The organism is Streptomyces sp. NPDC003456, assembly GCF_042878735.1.
In the GTDB taxonomy this organism is placed as follows: domain Bacteria; phylum Actinomycetota; class Actinomycetes; order Streptomycetales; family Streptomycetaceae; genus Streptomyces.
Genome location: NZ_JBIAOK010000007.1, coordinates 419,989 through 437,982, shown reverse-complemented (window position 1 = coordinate 437,982; position 17,994 = coordinate 419,989). Strand labels below are relative to the sequence as shown.

The following is a 17,994-nucleotide window of genomic DNA, read 5'->3' as shown; positions in this document are numbered from 1 at the left end:
CGCCGCAGGCGGCGGCACGGAAGGGGGCACCCGGGCGGGTGCCCCCTTCGGTGTGCGGCGGTGCTCACATCATCGCGGTGGACATCGACCGGCACATGTCGGCGCAGCGGCGACACGCCTCCGCGCACCGCATCATCTGGGCGTCGTCGGGCATGGACATACACGCCTCGGCGCACATGTCGCAGGCCCGGGCGCACATCGCGCACATGTCCGCGGACAGCGGCGAGCGGCGCATCATCATGTCGGCGCACATGCGGGTCAGCTCGGCGCAGTCGATGACGGCACGCATGATCGGCATCTGGGCCGGGCCGCCCATCTGCAGGCAGGAGCTCATGGTCTCCTCGCAGACACCGTGGCAGGTCATGCACGCCTGCACGCAGTCCTGCATCTCCTGGCTCAGCGGGGTGGCGGTGGCGGGCTGCTGGGTCATGACGTCCTCCCGGGGGGCAGCGGGAGCCGCGGATCGGCACCCGCCCTTCCGTCCTACGCCTGTCGCCCCATGAGCACCACAGGGCCGGGGCCCCGCCCGTCCGCGCGGCGGTCCGGGCGCCTGCGGGCTTCCGGGGCTGTGAGGCACGACTCATCCCCCGCGGCGTGAAATCGCCGCCAGCGGCAAAGAGGGTGGATGGCGCACCCGCGGGGAGCGGCGTCGCGCAGGCGGGGGAGCCGAGCACTCCGTGGCAGGGGAGACCACTGATGACACAGCAGATCGAGGAACGGCCGTCGGCCGGGCCGGACGACCCGGAGGAGCGCAAGCAGCGGTTGCGCAGACGGCTGGAGCGGCTCATCGGTATCGCCGCGACCGAGGGCAACGAGCTCATCCCGCTGCGCAACGGCGACGAGATCTTCCCGGCGATGCTGGCGGCCATCCGCGCCGCGCGGCACACCGTCGACATGATGACGTTCGTGTACTGGCGCGGCGAGATCGCCCACGAGTTCGCCGACGCGCTGGCCGAGCGGGCCCGGGCCGGGGTGCGGGTGCGGCTGCTGCTGGACGGGTTCGGGGCCAAGCAGATCGAGCGGGACCTGCTGGACGCCATGGACGAGGCGGGCGTGCAGGTGGCCTGGTTCCGCAAGCCCACGCGGCTGTCGCCGATGCGGCAGAACCACCGCTGCCACCGCAAGGTGCTGGTCACCGACGAGCACACCGCGTTCACCGGCGGCGTCGGCATAGCCCGGGAGTGGTGCGGCGACGCGCGAAACCCGGACGAGTGGCGCGACACCCATGTGCAGGTGCGGGGCCCGGCCGTGGACGGTATCGCGGCGGCCTTCGCGCAGAACTGGGCCGAGTGCCACGACGACCTCTACGACCACCACGACCGCTTCACCGCGCAGGAGCAGCCGGGGCGGGCCACCGTCCAGGTCGTGCGGGGTTCGGCGAGCTTCGGCTGGCAGGACATGCAGACGATCCTGCGGGTGGTGATCACCTCGGCGCAGGAGCGGCTGCGGCTGTCCACCGCCTACTTCGCCCCCGACACGTACTTCATCGACCTGCTGGCCGCCGCGTCCCGGCGGGGTGTGGAGGTCGAGATCCTGCTGCCCGGGCCGCACACCGACCAGCGGGCGTGCCTGCTGGCCGGGCGGCAGCACTACCAGACGCTGGTGGACGCGGGGGTGCAGGTGCGGGAGTACCAGCCGACCATGCTCCACACGAAGATCCTCACGGTGGACGGGGTCTGCTCCCTGATCGGCTCCACCAACTTCAACCGCCGCTCCATGGAGCACGACGAGGAGGTCCTGCTGGCCGTCCTCGACGAGGACTTCACGGCCGCGCTCGACGCCGACTTCGAGGCCGACCGGAAGCTGAGCGAGCCGATCGACGCGGCGCGCTGGCGCCGGCGCCCGCTGCCGATGCGCCTGGCAGAGGCCTCGGTCACCCCCATCCGCCGCTTCCTGTGAGACACCTCGGCCCCCGGCGCGTGCCGAGGGCCGAGAACGCTGTGGCAGCAGGGGTCACGGCAGGTTGCGCGCCATGACGATCCGCTGGACCTGGTTGGTGCCCTCGTAGATCTGGGTGATCTTGGCGTCGCGCATCATGCGCTCGACCGGGTAGTCGCGGGTGTAGCCGTAGCCGCCGAGGAGCTGGACGGCGTCGGTGGTGACCTCCATCGCCACGTCCGAGGCGAAGCACTTGGCGGCGGCGCCCAGGTAGGTGAGGTCGGCGTCGACGCGCTGGGAGGCGGCGGCGGCCTGGTAGGTCAGGGCGCGGGCGGCCGAGATCTTCATGGCCATGTCCGCGAGCATGAACTGGATGCCCTGGAAGTCGGCGATGGGCTTGCCGAACTGCTTGCGCTCCTTGACGTAGCCCTTGGCGTAGTCGAGGGCGCCCTGGGCGATGCCGAGGGCCTGGGCGGCGATGGTGATGCGGGTGTGGTCGAGCGTCTTCATCGCCGTGGCGAAGCCGGTGCCCTCCTCGCCGATCATGCGGTCGGCGGGGATGCGGACGTTGTCCAGGTAGACCTCGCGGGTGGGCGAGCCCTTGATGCCGAGCTTCTTCTCCGGGGCGCCGAAGGAGACGCCCTCGTCGGACTTCTCGACGACGAAGGCGGAGATGCCCTTGGAGCGCTTGGCCGGGTCGGTGACGGCCATCACCGTGTAGAACTCGGACTCGCCGGCGTTGGTGATCCAGCGCTTCACGCCGTTGAGCACCCAGAAGTCGCCGTCGCGGACGGCCTTGGTCTTCATGCCCGCGGCGTCGGAGCCGGCGTCCGGCTCGGACAGGCAGTAGGAGAACATGCCCTCGCCCTTGGCGAGCGGGGCCATGTACTTCTTCTTCAGCTCCTCGGAGCCGGAGAGGATCACGGGCAGGGAGCCGAGCTTGTTCACGGCCGGGATGAGGGAGGAGGAGGCGCAGACCCGGGCGACCTCCTCGATGACGATGACGGTCGCCAGGGCGTCGGCGCCCGCGCCGCCGTACTCCTCGGGTACGTGCACGGCGTGCAGGTCGTTGGCGACCAGTGCCTGGAGGGCCTCGCGCGGGAAGCGGGCCTCCTCGTCCACCGCGGCGGCGTGCGGCGCGATCTTCGCCTCGGCCAGCGAGCGGACGGCGTCACGGAGCATGTCGTGCTCCTCGGACGGGCGGTACAGGTCGAAGTCAGCCGATCCGGCCAAGGTCTCTCACGCTCCAAAACGCTGCGATGGTGGCGCTAACTACCGTTAAGTAATCAAAAGTTTATGACGTAGCCCACGGGAGTGATACGTGAGCTAGGCGACAGCCGGGAAGTCGCCCCGTGGGGCGCGCTGCCGGGCCCCGGATATGCTCGGGCGCGCACGACATGCCGCAGACGTCTGGAGCACCCATGGCCCTGAAGATCACCGTGATCGGCACCGGTTATCTCGGTGCGACCCACGCGGCGGCCATGGCCGAGCTGGGCTTCGAGGTGCTGGCCCTGGACGTGGTGCGCGAGAAGATCGAGAAGCTGGAGCGCGCCGAGGCCCCGATGTACGAGCCGGGCCTGGACGACCTGCTGCGCCGGCACGTCGCCGGGATCGAGGGCTCCAGCGGACGGCTGCGCTTCACCCAGGACTGGGCCGAGATCGGCGCCTTCGGCGATGTGCACTTCGTCTGCGTGAACACCCCGCAGCGGCACGGCGAGTACGCCTGCGACATGTCCTACGTGGACTCCGCGATCGCCTCGCTCGCCCCGCATCTGCGCGGCCCGGCCCTGGTGGTCGGCAAGTCGACGGTGCCGGTGGGCTCCGCGGACCGCCTCGCCGCCTACCTGGCCGCGCACGCGCCCGCCGGGGAGGACGCCGAGCTGGCCTGGAACCCGGAGTTCCTGCGGGAGGGCTTCGCCGTCGACGACACGCTCCACCCCGACCGCATCGTGGTGGGCGTGCGCAGCGAGCGGGCCGAGAAGCTGCTGCGGGAGGTCTACGCGACGCCCGTCTCCGAGGGCTCTCCGTTCGTGGTGACCGACTTCCCGACCGCGGAGCTGGTCAAGACGTCCGCGAACTCCTTCCTCGCCACCAAGATCTCGTTCATCAACGCGATGGCGGAGGTGTGCGAGGCCGCCGGCGGCGACGTGGCCAAGCTCGCGGAGGCGATCGGCTACGACGACCGGATCGGGCGGAAGTTCCTGCGGGCCGGGATCGGCTTCGGCGGCGGCTGCCTGCCGAAGGACATCCGGGCGTTCATGGCGCGCGCCGGTGAACTGGGCGCGGACCAGGCGCTGACGTTCCTGCGGGAGATCGACTCCATCAACATGCGCCAGCGCGGCCAGATGGTGGAGCTGGCCCGGCAGGCGCTGGGCGGCGGCCCGTTCCTCGGCAGGCGCGTGGCGGTGCTGGGCGCCACCTTCAAGCCCGACTCCGACGACGTACGGGACTCCCCCGCGCTGAACGTCGCCGGGCAGATCCACCTCCAGGGCGGCCAGGTCACGGTCTACGACCCCAAGGGCATGGACAACGCCCGCCGGGTCTTCCCGACCCTCGGCTACGCCGGGTCGGCGCTGGACGCGGTGCGCGGCGCGGACATCGTGCTGCACCTGACGGAGTGGCGGGAGTTCCGCGAGCTGGACGAGGAGGCCCTGGGCGAGGTCGCCGCGGCCCGCCTCATCCTGGACGGCCGCAACGCGCTCGACCCGGAGCGCTGGCGCAAGGCCGGCTGGACGTACCGGGCGATGGGCCGCCCGAGGGCCTGAGCGCGCGGCGCGCGAGAGAGGCGACGCCGGTTCGGCCGAGGCTCAGTCGGCCGAACCGGCGTCTTGCTGCATTCTGCACCACCGAAGCGGGCCGCGGGGCGGCCGGAGGGCTTCCGGGGCCTGCCCGCCCTCGCGGGGGCCCCGGTCCGCGGCCGTCCCCGCAGGCCGTCCCTCACCCCTCCTTGGCGCGGTACCTGCGCATCTTCGCCCGGGCCCCGCACACCTGCATGGAGCACCAGCGGCCACGGCCGGCCGGGCTGCGGTCGTAGTAGGCCCAGTGGCAGTCGGCGGCCTCGCAGGCCTTCAGCCGGGACCAGGCTCCGGTGACGAGGGACTCGGCGACGGCGGCGGCCACGCGCGCGTGCAGGCAGCGGTCGTCGGCGGGAGCCAGGGCCGCGGAGCCGTCCGCGGTGTCGACCGTGACGACCAGCGGGGCCGCGGCCAGCAGCTCCCCGAGCGGGGTCACCGCACGGTGGGGCGGGTGCCCGGCGTGGGCCAGGAGCGTCGCGCGCAGCGATTCGCGCAGCTCGCGCGCCCGGTCGGTCTCCTCCGGGGCGATCCCGAAGCGCGCCCGGCCCTCCACCGTGTCCAGGGCGTCGGCCCCCGACTCGATGTCCAGCGTGTTGACCAGGGCCTCGACCAGGGCCAGGCCGCCGGGCGCGGGCGATCTCTCCGTCATGGCTGGACCGTACCTCTCGCGCGTTCCCTTGCGAGGTTACCGCCTATACGGGAGCATGCAGTAACGGTTACTGGTTACCCGCCTCTTGTAGGTAACACGACGGGCAACGCGACTTCGAGGAGGAAGTCATGGCTCTCGCCAAGCTGGGTGTCGTCGTCCTGGACTGCCCCGATCCGCGCGCACTGGCCGGCTTCTACGCCGAGGTGCTGGGCGGCACACCGACGGTGGAGACCGACGGGGAGGACGAGTGGGTCGACCTGGAGGTGCCGGGCGGACCGGCCCTGGCCTTCCAGGCCGCCCCCGGGTTCGTGCCGCCCCGGTGGCCCTCGCCGGAGCAGTCGCAGCAGTTCCACCTCGACCTGGTGGTGGACGACCTGGACACGGCCGAGAAGGGCGTCCTGGCGCTGGGCGCGAAGCCGCTCGACGCCGATGACCGGGAGCGCAGCTTCCGGGTTTACGCCGATCCGGCCGGGCACCCGTTCTGCCTCTGCGCCGGCTGACCCAGGGAGGATTTCCATGCCCGCTGTGGCACGTTTGCGTTCGGTGGTCGTCGACTGCCCCGACCCCCGTGAGCTGGCCCGCTTCTACGCGCAGGTCGTCGGCGGGACACCGGAGGGCGACGACCCGGACTGGGTGGTGCTGCACGTCCCCGGCGGGCCCCGGCTCGCCTTCCAGCGCTCCCCGGAGCACACCCCGCCCGAGTGGCCCCGGGCCGACCGCAACGCCCAGCAGTTCCACCTCGACCTCGACGCCGGATCGACGTGGGAGGAGATGGACGCGGCCGAGGAGCGGGTGCTGGCGCTGGGCGCACGGGTCCTCGACACGGAGGACGACGAGAAGAAGGACTTCCGGGTCTACGCCGACCCGGCGGGGCATCCGTTCTGCCTGTGCCGCATCGAGCAGGGCTGACCCCGCGGGCCCGTCCGCGAGGGCGGGCCCGTCAGCCGTCCAGTTCCGCGATCGTCGCGGTCGACGGCAGGCGCCGCTGCCGGGCGGCCCGCGCCGTGAAGTCCGCGCCCCGCAGCACCCGCTGCATGTTGCCCCAGGTCAGCAGGGCCACCTCGTGCTCGTCCCAGCCGCGCCGCAGCAGTTCCGCCACCAGCTTCGGGTAGCAGGAGGTGTCACCCAGCTCCTGGGGATGGGCGGCGCCGGAGTCGTAGGTGCCGGAGAGTCCGACGCTCCGGGCCCCGGCCACCGCGCGCACGTGGTCGAGGTGGTCGGCCACGTCGCGCACGGTCGGCCCGGTCTGCTCGGCGGTCAGCGGCACCAGGCACAGCCCCTTGGCCGCGCCCAGCTCCGCCAGCAGGTCGTCGGGGAGGTTGGCCGGGTGGGGGCGGAGGGCCCGGGCGGCCGAACGGCTGCACAGCACGGGTGCCCGGGACAGCGACAGCACCCGGCGGATGGTGGGCACGGAGGCGCCGGACAGGTCCGCGATCACCCCGAGCCGGTTCATCTCGCGCACGACTTCCTCCCCGAACCGGGTCAGTCCGGCCTCACTCGCCCAGGACACCCCCGTCAAGGTCAGCACGCGCACGCCGAGCAGGTGCAACTGGCGCAGGATGCCGAGCGAGTCGCCGACGGCCGGGGCGCCGGCGGGTCCCAGCAGCACGGCGACCCGGCCGCAGTTGCGGGCGTCCACGACCTGCCCGGCCGTGGCGGCAAGCCGCAACCCCTCGTCGCAGGTCAGGGCGACGCTCTTCGCCAGGTCAAGCTGCTCCAGGGTGGCGCCGACGGCCCGGTCGCCGTCCAGGCCCTCCGGCAGGTGCAGCGACCAGAAAAGCGCGCCGACCCGGCCCTCGCGCAGCCGGGGCACGTCCGTGCCGACCGTGCTCTCGCCCTCCTCCAGGTCGTACCAGGACAGCCGCTTCAGCGCCCAGGGCAGGCCGTTGTAACCGTCGGCGACGGGGTGCGCGGCGAGGACGGCGCGGGCGCGGGTCAGGGGCGCGTCGTCCGGGTCGGAGACGGGCTCGTAGGACTCCGCCGTGACGACGGCCTCTTCGGGGTACGGGTCGGCCAGGTCGTCGCACTCGCCGGCTGCGGCGGTGGGGCGCAGGTCGTCCTGGAGGTCTGCCATGGCGGCTCCCGTACGGTCGTTCGTGAGGTACGGTCACCGTCGCACGCGGCAGGGGGTTGTTCCTGGTGGGCGGGGCGTTCGGGGTACGGATCCGGGAGCCGTCCGCGCGCGGCGCGAGCGGCTCCGCGGCGGACGCGGGCAGGACGCCCGGCCGGGACCGGCCGCCCCGCCCGGAGCGCTCAGCCGGCGGGCCCGTCCAGCGCCTCGATGGTGGCGTGGGACGGCGGGCGCGTCGCCCGGAGCCCGCGGGCCACGTCCTCCGCCGCGCCCAGCACCCGGACCGCGTTCTTCCAGGTCAGCTTGGTCAGGTCGGCCTTGGACCAGCCGCGGTCGAGGAGTTCGGCGATCAGGTTCGGGTAGCCGGAGACGTCGTCCAGGCCGGCCGGGGTGAAGGCCGTGCCGTCGTAGTCGCCGCCGATGCCGAGGTGGTCGACCCCGGCGACCTCGCGCATGTGGTCCAGGTGGTCGGCGACCGTCGACACCGTGGCGACCGGCCGCGGGTGGCGTTCCTCGAAGGCCCGGTGGACCTCCATGGCCTCGGCGGTGGTGTCGAGGTGGTGGAAGCCGTGGGCGCGCAGGTTCTCGTCCGCCGCGGCCGTCCAGTCGACGGCCGCCCGGAGCACGAACTTCGGCACGAACGTCACCATCGCGACACCGCCGTTGGCGGGCAGCCGCTCCAGGACGTCGTCCGGGATGTTGCGCGGGTGGTCGCAGACGGCCCGGGCCGAGGAGTGGGAGAAGACCACCGGGGCGGAGCTCGCGTCGAGCGCGTCCCGCATGGTCGTCGCGGCCACGTGGGAGAGGTCGACGAGCATGCCGAGGCGGTTCATCTCCCGGACGACCTCGCGGCCGAACGCGGTGAGGCCGCCGGCCTTCGGCACGTCCGTCGCGGAGTCCGCCCAGTCCACGTTGTCGTTGTGGGTGAGCGTCAGGTAGCGCACGCCGAGCGCGTACAGGCCGCGCAGGGTGCCCAGGGAGTTGGCGATCGAGTGGCCGCCCTCGGCGCCCATGAGGGAGGCGATGCGGCCCTCGCGGCGCGCGGCCTCCATGTCGGCGGCGGTGAGCGCCGGGCACAGGTCCCCCGGGTGCCGGTCCAGCAGCCGCCGCACGCAGTCGATCTGCTCCAGCGTGGCGGCGACCGGGTCGGGCGAGTCCGTGCGCACGTAGACCGACCAGTACTGCGCACCGACCCCGCCGGCGCGCAGCCGGGGGATGTCGGTGTGCAGGTGGGCGCTCTGGTCGGCGGACACGTCCCGCGCGTCCAGGTCGTAGCGCACCTGCTCGCGCAGGGCCCAGGGCAGGTCGTTGTGCCCGTCGACGACGGGGAACTCGGCCAGCAGCTCCCGGGCCTCGCCGAGGGACGGCACGCCCGTCACTTCCCGAACCCGAAACCGCCGCCCGCGCCCTCGACCTTGGAGCGCAGGCGCTTGCCCTTCTCGGTGGCCTGGTCGTTGAGCTCCTGCTGGAACTCGCGCATCCGCGCGCGCAGCTCCTCGTCGTGCGCGGCGAGGATGCGGGCCGCGAGGAGACCGGCGTTGCGGGCGCCGGCGACGGACACCGTGGCGACCGGGACACCGGCCGGCATCTGCACGATCGACAGCAGGCTGTCCATGCCGTCGAGGTACTTCAGCGGCACGGGCACGCCGATCACGGGCAGCGGGGTGACGGAGGCGAGCATGCCGGGCAGGTGGGCGGCGCCGCCCGCCCCGGCGATGATCACCTTCAGCCCGCGGGCGTCGGCCTGCTCGCCGTAGGCGACCATCTCGCGCGGCATGCGGTGCGCGGAGACGACGTCGACCTCGTAGGCGATCTCGAACTCGTCGAGGGCCTTGGCGGCGGCCTCCATGACGGGCCAGTCGGAGTCCGACCCCATGACGATGCCAACAACGGGGCTCATTCGGTGATGGTGCCTCTCAGGTAGCCGGCTGCGTGACGGGCGCGCTCCAGCACGTCGTCCAGGTCGTCGCCGTAGGTGTTGACGTGTCCGACCTTGCGGCCGGGCTTCACGTCCTTGCCGTACATGTGGATCTTGAGCTGCGGGTCGCGGGCCATGCAGTGCAGGTACGCGGAGTACATGTCGGGGAAGTCGCCGCCGAGGACGTTGACCATCACGGTCCACTTCGCGCGCGGGCGCGGGTCGCCCAGGGGCAGGTCCAGGACCGCGCGGACATGGTTGGCGAACTGGCTGGTGACCGCGCCGTCCATCGACCAGTGGCCGGAGTTGTGCGGGCGCATCGCCAGTTCGTTGACGAGGATGCGGCCGTCGCGGGTCTGGAACAGCTCGACCGCGAGGTGGCCGACGACCCCGAGCTCCTTGGCGATGTTCAGCGCCATCTCGGAGGCCTCCAGGGCCAGGGCCTCCTCGAGGCCGGGCGCCGGGGCGACGACCGTGTCGCAGACGCCGTTCACCTGCTGCGACTCCACCACCGGGTAGGCCACGGCCTGGCCGTGCGGGGAGCGGACCACGTTGGCGGCCAGCTCCCGGACGTAGTCGACCTTCTCCTCCGCGAGCACGGGGACACCGGCCCGGAAGGGGTCGGCGGCCTCCTCGACGGAGTCGACGACCCACACGCCCTTGCCGTCGTAGCCGCCGCGGACGGTCTTCAGGACGACGGGGAATCCGTCGCCCTCGGCCGCGAAGGCGGCCACGTCCTGCGGGTCGGACACGATCCGGTGCCGGGGGCAGGGCACGCCGATCGCGTCGAGCTTCGCGCGCATCACCCCCTTGTCCTGGGCGTGCACGAGCGCGTCCGGGCCCGGGCGTACGGGGATGCCGTCCGCCTCCAGCGCCCTGAGGTGCTCGGTGGGTACGTGTTCGTGATCGAAGGTGATCACATCGCACCCGCGCGCGAACTCGCGCAGCGTGTCGAGGTCGCGATAGTCGCCGACGACGACCTCGCTCACGACCTGCGCAGCGGAGTCCTGCGGGGTGTCACTGAGAAGCTTGAACCTGATGCCGAGCGGGATGCCCGCCTCGTGTGTCATACGAGCGAGCTGGCCACCGCCGACCATGCCGACTACCGGGAACGTCACGCTCCCAGGGTATCGGCCGCGCCAGGGTGGCCGGTTTCCCGTCCCTCCCCGGGCCTGGCCGGACCCTCCGCGGCCGCCGCCCGGCGTCCACAGGAAGATCGCGCGGGCGGGTGGTTAGCATGGCTGGGTTGACGCCGACCACGGACGGGGGCCTGTACGACCATGGCAGATGGTGCCTCCGGGCTCCGACGGCTCGTCCGCGAAGTCGCCAAGTTCGGCGCGGTGGGCGGTGCCGGGGTGCTGGTCAACCTCCTCGTGTTCAACCTGGTGCGGCACGTCACCGACCTCCCGGTGGTGCGCGCGAGCGTCATCGCGACCGTCGTGTCGATCGCCTTCAACTACGTCGGCTTCCGGTACTTCACCTACCGCGACCGCGACAAGTCCGGCCGCACCCGTGAGCTGACCCTGTTCCTGCTGTTCAGCGCGGTCGGCCTGGTCATCGAGAACGGCGTGCTGTACACCGCGACGTACGGCTTCGGCTGGAACACCCCGCTGCAGAACAACGTGTTCAAGTTCGTCGGCATCGGCGTCGCGACCCTGTTCCGCTTCTGGTCCTACCGCTCCTGGGTCTTCCGGGCCCTGCCGGCCGCCCACGAGCCGGGGACGGACCCGCGGCCGGAACCGGCCCGCCCGGCCCGGACCGGCCAGCGGGTGCCCTAGGCGCCGTCCGGCGGACCGGGGGACCTAGCGGACCGTCGGCTCGTCGCCCGCGGACTTCTGCACCGCCGTGCGGGACAGGAACAGGCCGAAGACCGGGGGCTTGGTCTGCAGCATCTCCAGGCGGCCGCCGTCGGCCTCGGCCAGGTCGCGGGCGACGGCCAGGCCGATGCCCGTGGAGTTGCGGCCGCTGATCGCGCGCTCGAAGATCCGGGCGCCCAGGTCCGCGGGGACGCCGGGTCCCTCGTCCGTGACCTCGATGACGGCCTGGTTGCCGGTGACGCGGGTGCGCAGGGCGACCGTGCCACCGCCGTGCATCAGCGAGTTCTCGATCAGCGCGGCGAGGACCTGCGCGACCGCGCCGGGTGTGCCGACCGCCTCCAGGTGCCGCTTCCCGGAGCTGACGATCGCCCGGCCCGCGCTGCGGTACGCCGGCCGCCACTCGGCCAGCTGCTGCTGGATGACCTCGTCGAGGTCGAAGGTGACGGCGGAGCCGGTGCGCGGATCGCGCGAGTTGGTCAGCAGCCGCTCGACGACGTCCGTGAGCCGCTCGACCTGGGTGAGCGCGATCGTCGCCTCCTCCTTCACCGTATCCGGGTCGTCGGTGACGGTGATCTCCTCCAGCCGCATGGACAGCGCCGTCAGCGGGGTGCGCAGCTGGTGGGAGGCGTCGGCGGCCAGGCGCCGCTCCGCGGTCAGCATGCGGGCGATGCGCTCGGCCGAGCCGTCCAGCACGTCCGCGACCCGGTCCAGCTCGGGCACGCCGTACCGCTTGTGGCGCGGGCGCGGGTCGCCCGAGCCGAGCCGCTCGGCCGTCTCGGCGAGGTCGGTCAGCGGGGAGGCGAGCCGGTTCGCCTGGCGCACGGCCAGCAGCACGGCGGCCACCACCGCCAGCAGGGCGACCAGGGCGATGATCAGCAGGGTGCGGCCGACCTCGCGGGTCACCGACGAGCGCGGCTCCTCGACGGTGACGGTCTCGCCCTCCTCACCCGGGGCGGTGGCGCTGATGACGTCGCCGTCGGGTCGGGTGCCCACCTCGATGGGGGCCTGGCCGGGGATGCGGATGACGGCGTAATAGCGGTCCTGGGTGACCTGGTCGCGCAGCACCTCGGCGTCGACCTGCTGCTCGCCGAAGAGCCGGCTGTCGACGATGCTGGCCAGCCGCACCGCCTCGGACTCGACCCGCTCGCGGGCGCTGTTGCTGATCGTCCGTGTCTCGACGATGACGAGGGAGACACCGAAGACGGCGATCACCACCAGCACCACGGCGAGCGTGGACTGGATCAGTCGGCGGCGCATGTTCTCTTACCCGATCCCCGTACCGGCCCGCGGTCAGCTCTTCTCGAAACGGAAGCCCACGCCGCGCACGGTGGCGATGTAGCGGGGGTTGGCCGCGTCGTCGCCGAGCTTCTTGCGCAGCCACGAGATGTGCATGTCGAGGGTCTTGGTGGAGGACCACCACGTGGTGTCCCAGACCTCGCGCATCAGCTGGTCGCGGGTGACGACCCGGCCCGCGTCGCGCACCAGCACCCGCAGCAGGTCGAACTCCTTGGCGGTGAGCTGGAGCTCCTCCTCGCCCATCCAGGCGCGGTGCGACTCGACGTCGATGCGCACGCCGTGGGTGGCGGGCGGCTGCTGCGGTTCGGCGGCGCCGCGCCGCAGCAGGGCCCGCACGCGCGCCAGCAGCTCGGCGAGGCGGAACGGCTTGGTGACGTAGTCGTCGGCGCCCGCGTCCAGACCGACGACGGTGTCCACCTCGTCGGCGCGGGCGGTCAGGATGAGGATGGGAATGCTGTGGCCCTCCCCCCGCAGGCGCCGGGCCACCTCCAGACCGTCCATGCCGGGCAGGCCCAGGTCGAGCACGACCAGGTCGACGCCGCCCTGCAGTCCGGCGTCGAGTGCGGTGGGTCCGTCCTCACGCACCTCCACCTCGTAGCCCTCCCGGCGCAGAGCACGGGCCAGCGGCTCGGAGATGGACGCGTCGTCCTCGGCGAGCAGTACTCGGGTCATGGAGTGATGGTAGACCTGCACGGCCCTGAGCTGGGGTGTGACCGGAATCGGCGGCTCTTACCCCGCGCACACCCGCCTCTCACCCGTCTCTCACCGGCCTGGGGTATGCGTACGTACCTCTGCCTGTGGGGTGCGATCCTGTTGAGGACCTTGGAAACGGGTGCGCGGTTCCTCCGACACCTGTGATCCGCGTCTCAAACTCTTCCATATCAGGCAGTGTCCTGCCGTATGGTGATTCAACGCCTGTAGCACCGCGGCGACCTTCAGAGGCCGTTTGCCCTGAAGGTCTCTTTTGTGTGCGGGCCGGTTCCCACCGGCCCCCGAAAGTGAACGACCTGTGGCCGGGCCTTCGCGTGCGGCGATGCGCGTGAAGGCGTGGATCCCGGTGGCGACCGCCCACCGCTTCGTGATCCGGAGCGGACCCCCGAAGGCGTCGGGCGGACGGCCGTACGCACCGGTGCCGGCAACCCCCACCGGGCGCGCCACCGCTGCTGCGGTACGCGTCCCGAGCAGCAAGGAACGACCCATGGCGTCCAGCCTGACGAAGGACTCGGCCCGACCGGGCACCCCCGGTTCCGAGAAGACCTTCTTCGGCCACCCCCGCGGACTGGCCACTCTGTTCATGACCGAGATGTGGGAGCGCTTCAGCTTCTACGGCATGCGGGCCCTGCTCGTCGTGTACCTGCTCTCCGGCGGCCCCGACGCCAAGAAGGGCAGCATGGGCGGCGGTCTGGGCATGGACCTCGCCACGACGACGGCGATCTACTCGGTCTACCTGTCGATGGTGTACCTGCTCGCCATGCCCGGCGGCTGGCTCGGCGACCGGGTCTGGGGTCCGCGCAAGACGGTGACGATCGCGGCCGTCACGATCATGGCGGGTCACCTGGTGCTGGCCCTGCCCGGCGGCCAGGCTCCGTTCTTCGCCGGTCTGGCCCTGGTCGCGCTCGGCTCCGGCCTGCTGAAGGCCAACATCTCCACGATGGTCGGCCACCTCTACGACGGCCCGGACGACCCGCGCCGTGACGGCGGCTTCACGATCTTCTACATGGGCATCAACATGGGTGCCTTCTTCGCGCCGCTGATCATCGGCACCGTCGGCCAGCAGGTCAGCTGGCACCTCGGCTTCGGTCTCGCCGCGGTCGGCATGGGCATCGGCCTGATCGCCTTCCTCCTCGGCACCCGGCACCTGAGCCCGCAGAGCAACGTCGTGCCCAAGCCGCTGGCCGCCGAGGAGCGCACCGCCTGGCTGCGCAAGGGCCTGCTGTGGCTGATCGTCGCCACCGTCTTCTACGGCGTCGTCGGCTTCACCGGCCACTTCACCCTCAACTGGGCGATGATCCCGCTCACCGTGATCGGCCTGATCATCCCGGCCGGCGTGCTCATCCGCATCAAGCGGGACAAGGAACTGAGCGACGTCGAGCAGTCGAAGATGACCGGCTACATCTGGTTCTTCGTGGCGGCCGCCGTCTTCTGGATGATCTACGACCAGGGCGGTTCCACGGTCCAGGCGTTCGGCGAGACGAAGGCCTCGGGCTCGCTGCTCGGCTTCGACTTCCCGTCGTCCTGGTACCAGTCGCTGAACCCGGTCTTCATCATGGCGCTGGCCCCGGTCTTCGCCTGGATCTGGCTGTGGCTCAACCGCAAGGGCAAGGAGCCGAGCACCGTCGCCAAGTTCGCCGCGGCGCTGTTCTTCATCGGTGTCTCGTTCTTCTTCTTCCTGCTGCCGCTGGGCATGGCCGACGGTGAGAAGCTGGTCAGCCCGATGTGGCTGGTGGGCATCTACCTGATCCAGACGGTCGGCGAGCTGTGCCTCTCCCCCGTCGGCCTGTCGGTCACCACGAAGATGGCCCCGGCCAAGTACGCCAGCCAGATGATGGGCGTGTGGTTCCTCGCGGTCACGGCGGGCGACTCGGTGACGGGCCTGCTCTCCAACCCGGCCGTCGGCGGCGTCGACCTGAGCGGCACCGGCGCGGTCGCCGTGGAGGCGGTCCTGGCCGCTGCCGCGGGTGTGGCGGTCTTCATGTACCGCAGGAAGGTCAAGGCCCTCATGGGCGACGTGCACTGACCCTGCGCACCGGCACGGCGCAAGGGCCGCCACCCCACCCGGGGTGGCGGCCCTTCCGCATGACCAGTCCCGCCTGACGGGTCGTCAGGTCGCACTGCCCACGGGGATGACGGGGATCCCCGGGGACGGCACGAAACCCCGCAAGGCAGTCGAGGCCAGGCGTGAGCCCGGGGCAGGAACCGACGGCCTGCCGCGGCGTTGTGTCACCCGTACGGCCCAACGGGGCGGCGGGAAGCCGGGGGAACGCACGGCGGGGCGGTGAAGCAGGAGGAGAGCCGGCCGCGGACGGGGACCGGTCGCAGACGCGGGCCAGGTCGCGGACGGGGCAGGCAGGAACGCCGAAGCGGGGCACCCGCCGACAGCGGGGCCCCGTGCGACGCGTGCTCAGGCGGGGGCGCCCAGTTCCGCCCAGACGGTCTTGCCCGAGACCCCGGGCGTACGCACGACGCCCCAGTCCAGGCAGAGCCGCTGGACGATGAACATGCCGTGGCCGCCCGGGCGTCCGGCCCGGTGCGGCGTACGCGGCGCGGGCTGACCCGTGCCGCGGTCGGAGACCTCTATGCGGATCACCTTGTTGTCACAGGTGATGTGCAGTTGATCGGGCCCCTCGGCGTGCAGGCAGGCGTTGGTGACCAGCTCGGACACCACCAGCAGCACGTCCTCCGCGGCGGCCCGCTGGTCGGCCGAGTCGGCCGGCAGCCAGCCCCACGCGTACAGCGCCTGGCGGGTGAAGTCGCGGGCGAGCGGCACGACACCGCTCTCGCCCTCGAAGCTCAGCCGGCGCACCTGCCGGCCTCCCGGCGGCGCCGCGGCGCCGGACGGCGCGGCCACGCCCTCCACGGACGCGCCGACCGCCGCCTCGCCACCCTCGGACGTCCCGGAAGCGCCGCTGGGCTCCGGCCCGCGGTCGCCCGGCGGGTAAGGCCGGGTGGTGCTCATCAGCGCTTCACCTCACCGATTCACCAGTTCACGATTCAAAGGATTCACTTCACCGTCAGTCACGCGGAACGCGGCCGGTCGGTTGCGCGGCGCCACAGCCACCCCGGTGCCCGACAGGTTCAGGATGTCTCCTGCCCGGGGGGACCGGCGGAACACCCATGTATTCGGCACCAAACTCGTGACGGTTGTGAAGAACCGGTCACAAGGGGACGGCCGGGGCTCGGCGCGCCGACGCACCGCCGCTCAGCCCGACCCTTCGCTCAACGCCGCCTCGATCGTGTCATGAACACTGAAGACGGCGTCCGCTCCGGTGATCTCGAAGACGCGCGCGACCACCGGCTGCATGCCGACGAGCGCGACGCCGCCACCGGCGGCCTCCGCCTTCAACCGTGCCCCGAGGAGCACGTTGAGTCCTGTGGAGTCACAGAACTCCAGGCGTGCGCAATCGATGACCAGGCGCTTGAATCCCTTGGCGAGGCAGTCCTCGAGTGGCTCGCGCAACAGATCGGCGGTGTGGTGATCCAACTCACCCGCCGGAGTCACGACGGCACTAGGGCCCTCTTCCCGCACCTCGACCAGAAGCCGGCCAGACTGTGCGCTGCCGACCGTCCCGCGGTCCATGCCGTCTCTCTCTCCCGACGTCGTGGCTGGTTGCTGACGCCCTCGAACACTACGCCTTCCCGCCACGCTTCGACACCCGAACAACTACACACAAACGGACATATGCCCACAGAACGCACTTGCGGTGGGCTCAGGAAAGCGGGTAGGCCTAGTAGGGACACGTACCCGACACGGCCGGCTTTGGAGGCGCCCGCACACCGCAGTGCACGCACTGGCTCCGGCAGCCATATGCCGAGAACGATGGAGGACATCATGTCACCCCGGCTCGACGGATCGCGTACCCAGGAAGCGGCGTCGACACCCCCTCCGGAACATCTGGATCCCATCGAGCAGGACGAGATGCTCGTCACACAGGACGACCTTCTCGCCGGACTTCCGGACATCCCCCCGTACGAGGACGTCGACGCGGTCGACGCGCGGGCCCTGTCCAAGACCCTCTTCCACCGCCTCGAGTCGCTGGAGGAAGGGACCCACGAGTACTCGTACGTCCGCAACACGCTCGTCGAACTGAACCTCGCACTGGTCAAGTTCGCCGCGTCCCGGTTCCGCTCCCGCAGCGAGCCGATGGAGGACATCATCCAGGTCGGCACCGTCGGCCTGATCAAGGCGATCGACCGCTTCGAGCTGTCGCGCGGGGTCGAGTTCCCCACCTTCGCCATGCCGACCATCATCGGCGAGATCAAGCGCTTCTTCCGCGACACCTCGTGGTCCGTGCGCGTTCCGCGGCGGCTGCAGGAGCTGCGGCTCGACCTGGCCAAGGCCGGTGACGAGCTGGCCCAGAAGCTCGACCGCGCCCCGACGGTGGCCGAACTGGCCGAGCGCCTCGGCATCTCCGACGACGAGGTCGTCGAGGGCATGGCGGCGTCGAACGCCTACACCGCCTCCTCGCTGGACGCCCAGCCGGAGGAGGACGACACCGAGGGCGCGCTCGCGGACCGCATCGGCTACGAGGACAACGGCCTCGAAGGCATCGAGTACGTCGAGTCGCTGAAGCCGCTGATCGCCGAACTCCCGCCGCGCGACCGCACGATCCTGTCCCTGCGGTTCGTCGCCGGCATGACCCAGTCGGAGATCGGCGAAGAGCTGGGCATCTCCCAGATGCACGTCTCGCGGCTGCTGTCGCGGACGCTGGTCCGGCTGCGCAAGGGGCTGACCGTCGAGGAGTGATCCTCACCGGGTGTACGTGTCCCCCGGGGGCGGACCGCACGGTCCGCCCCCGGGCGCGTGCCGTGGGCAGCGCGTGAGCCGCTGCGGAGGCCGGGCATCCGCGGCC

18 protein-coding genes are annotated in these 17,994 nt (G+C 71.7%); 7 read left to right on the top strand and 11 right to left on the bottom strand.

Annotated elements, in window-relative coordinates:
- Window positions 1-64 precede the first annotated feature (64 nt).
- Window positions 65-430 (bottom strand): four-helix bundle copper-binding protein, encoded by a 366-nt coding sequence (locus ACFYWG_RS29385; RefSeq protein WP_383510820.1) that lies wholly within the window; start codon window positions 428-430, stop codon window positions 65-67.
- 266 nt (window positions 431-696) lie between these two features.
- On the opposite strand from ACFYWG_RS29385, the gene ACFYWG_RS29380 reads away from it, so the two are divergent.
- The gene (locus tag ACFYWG_RS29380) at window positions 697-1,899 is read left to right on the top strand and encodes a phosphatidylserine/phosphatidylglycerophosphate/cardiolipin synthase family protein (RefSeq protein WP_383510818.1); all 1,203 of its coding nucleotides are present in this window, start codon (window positions 697-699) and stop codon (window positions 1,897-1,899) included.
- A gap of 54 nt (window positions 1,900-1,953) precedes the next feature.
- Here ACFYWG_RS29380 and ACFYWG_RS29375 read toward each other — a convergent pair whose 3' ends face one another.
- Window positions 1,954-3,111: an acyl-CoA dehydrogenase gene (locus ACFYWG_RS29375; RefSeq protein ID WP_376332712.1), complete on the bottom strand. Its 1,158-nt coding sequence runs from the start codon at window positions 3,109-3,111 to the stop codon at window positions 1,954-1,956.
- 188 nt (window positions 3,112-3,299) lie between these two features.
- On the opposite strand from ACFYWG_RS29375, the gene ACFYWG_RS29370 reads away from it, so the two are divergent.
- A complete protein-coding gene (locus ACFYWG_RS29370) occupies window positions 3,300-4,643 on the top strand; it encodes a UDP-glucose dehydrogenase family protein (RefSeq protein ID WP_376332714.1) in 1,344 nt (447 codons plus the stop codon).
- Window positions 4,644-4,815: 172 nt separating this feature from the next.
- On the opposite strand, the gene ACFYWG_RS29365 is transcribed toward ACFYWG_RS29370, so the two are convergent.
- Window positions 4,816-5,322, bottom strand: coding sequence for a CGNR zinc finger domain-containing protein (locus ACFYWG_RS29365; protein ID WP_385412217.1), 507 nt, complete (start codon window positions 5,320-5,322; stop codon window positions 4,816-4,818).
- 128 nt (window positions 5,323-5,450) lie between these two features.
- Between ACFYWG_RS29365 and ACFYWG_RS29360 the strand changes: the two genes are divergently transcribed.
- Entirely contained in the window at window positions 5,451-5,822 is a 372-nt protein-coding gene (locus ACFYWG_RS29360; RefSeq protein WP_383506135.1) for a VOC family protein, read from the top strand.
- A gap of 16 nt (window positions 5,823-5,838) precedes the next feature.
- On the top strand, window positions 5,839-6,231 hold the full coding sequence (locus ACFYWG_RS29355; RefSeq protein ID WP_383506132.1) for a VOC family protein: 393 nt from the start codon (window positions 5,839-5,841) through the stop codon (window positions 6,229-6,231).
- 31 nt (window positions 6,232-6,262) lie between these two features.
- Here the strand turns inward: ACFYWG_RS29355 and ACFYWG_RS29350 are convergent, their stop codons facing one another.
- The 4 genes from ACFYWG_RS29350 to ACFYWG_RS29335 form a co-directional block, all read right to left on the bottom strand.
- Complete coding sequence (locus ACFYWG_RS29350) at window positions 6,263-7,396, bottom strand: dipeptidase (RefSeq protein WP_385412222.1); 1,134 nt, start codon at window positions 7,394-7,396, stop codon at window positions 6,263-6,265.
- A 179-nt stretch (window positions 7,397-7,575) separates the two neighbouring features.
- Window positions 7,576-8,763, bottom strand: coding sequence for a dipeptidase (locus ACFYWG_RS29345; protein ID WP_389204166.1), 1,188 nt, complete (start codon window positions 8,761-8,763; stop codon window positions 7,576-7,578).
- Window positions 8,764-8,768: 5 nt separating this feature from the next.
- Window positions 8,769-9,293, bottom strand: a complete 525-nt coding sequence (gene purE / locus ACFYWG_RS29340) for a 5-(carboxyamino)imidazole ribonucleotide mutase (protein WP_376332724.1) — start codon at window positions 9,291-9,293, stop codon at window positions 8,769-8,771.
- Window positions 9,290-10,429, bottom strand: coding sequence for a 5-(carboxyamino)imidazole ribonucleotide synthase (locus ACFYWG_RS29335; RefSeq protein ID WP_383506122.1), 1,140 nt, complete (start codon window positions 10,427-10,429; stop codon window positions 9,290-9,292). Before ACFYWG_RS29335 ends, purE begins: the two co-directional genes overlap by 4 nt.
- A 162-nt stretch (window positions 10,430-10,591) precedes the next feature.
- On the opposite strand from ACFYWG_RS29335, the gene ACFYWG_RS29330 reads away from it, so the two are divergent.
- Window positions 10,592-11,089, top strand: coding sequence for a GtrA family protein (locus ACFYWG_RS29330; RefSeq protein WP_376332728.1), 498 nt, complete (start codon window positions 10,592-10,594; stop codon window positions 11,087-11,089).
- A 24-nt stretch (window positions 11,090-11,113) separates the two neighbouring features.
- Here ACFYWG_RS29330 and ACFYWG_RS29325 read toward each other — a convergent pair whose 3' ends face one another.
- Together ACFYWG_RS29325 and ACFYWG_RS29320 are read right to left on the bottom strand one after the other, a co-directional pair.
- Window positions 11,114-12,385, bottom strand: a complete 1,272-nt coding sequence (locus tag ACFYWG_RS29325) for an ATP-binding protein (protein WP_376332730.1) — start codon at window positions 12,383-12,385, stop codon at window positions 11,114-11,116.
- Window positions 12,386-12,418: 33 nt separating this feature from the next.
- The gene (locus tag ACFYWG_RS29320) at window positions 12,419-13,096 is read right to left on the bottom strand and encodes a response regulator transcription factor (RefSeq protein WP_150481273.1); all 678 of its coding nucleotides are present in this window, start codon (window positions 13,094-13,096) and stop codon (window positions 12,419-12,421) included.
- A 526-nt stretch (window positions 13,097-13,622) separates the two neighbouring features.
- Between ACFYWG_RS29320 and ACFYWG_RS29315 the strand changes: the two genes are divergently transcribed.
- The gene (locus ACFYWG_RS29315) at window positions 13,623-15,161 is read left to right on the top strand and encodes a peptide MFS transporter (protein ID WP_383506117.1); all 1,539 of its coding nucleotides are present in this window, start codon (window positions 13,623-13,625) and stop codon (window positions 15,159-15,161) included.
- Between the two features lie 384 nt (window positions 15,162-15,545).
- Here the strand turns inward: ACFYWG_RS29315 and ACFYWG_RS29310 are convergent, their stop codons facing one another.
- On the bottom strand, window positions 15,546-16,100 hold the full coding sequence (locus tag ACFYWG_RS29310) for an ATP-binding protein (RefSeq protein ID WP_376332734.1): 555 nt from the start codon (window positions 16,098-16,100) through the stop codon (window positions 15,546-15,548).
- Between the two features lie 243 nt (window positions 16,101-16,343).
- Entirely contained in the window at window positions 16,344-16,721 is a 378-nt protein-coding gene (locus tag ACFYWG_RS29305; protein ID WP_376332735.1) for an STAS domain-containing protein, read from the bottom strand.
- A 252-nt stretch (window positions 16,722-16,973) separates the two neighbouring features.
- Here ACFYWG_RS29305 and ACFYWG_RS29300 point away from each other — a divergent pair, with 252 nt between their 5' ends.
- A complete protein-coding gene (locus ACFYWG_RS29300) occupies window positions 16,974-17,888 on the top strand; it encodes an RNA polymerase sigma factor SigF (RefSeq protein ID WP_389204165.1) in 915 nt (304 codons plus the stop codon).
- The last annotated feature ends 106 nt before the right edge of the window (window positions 17,889-17,994 follow it).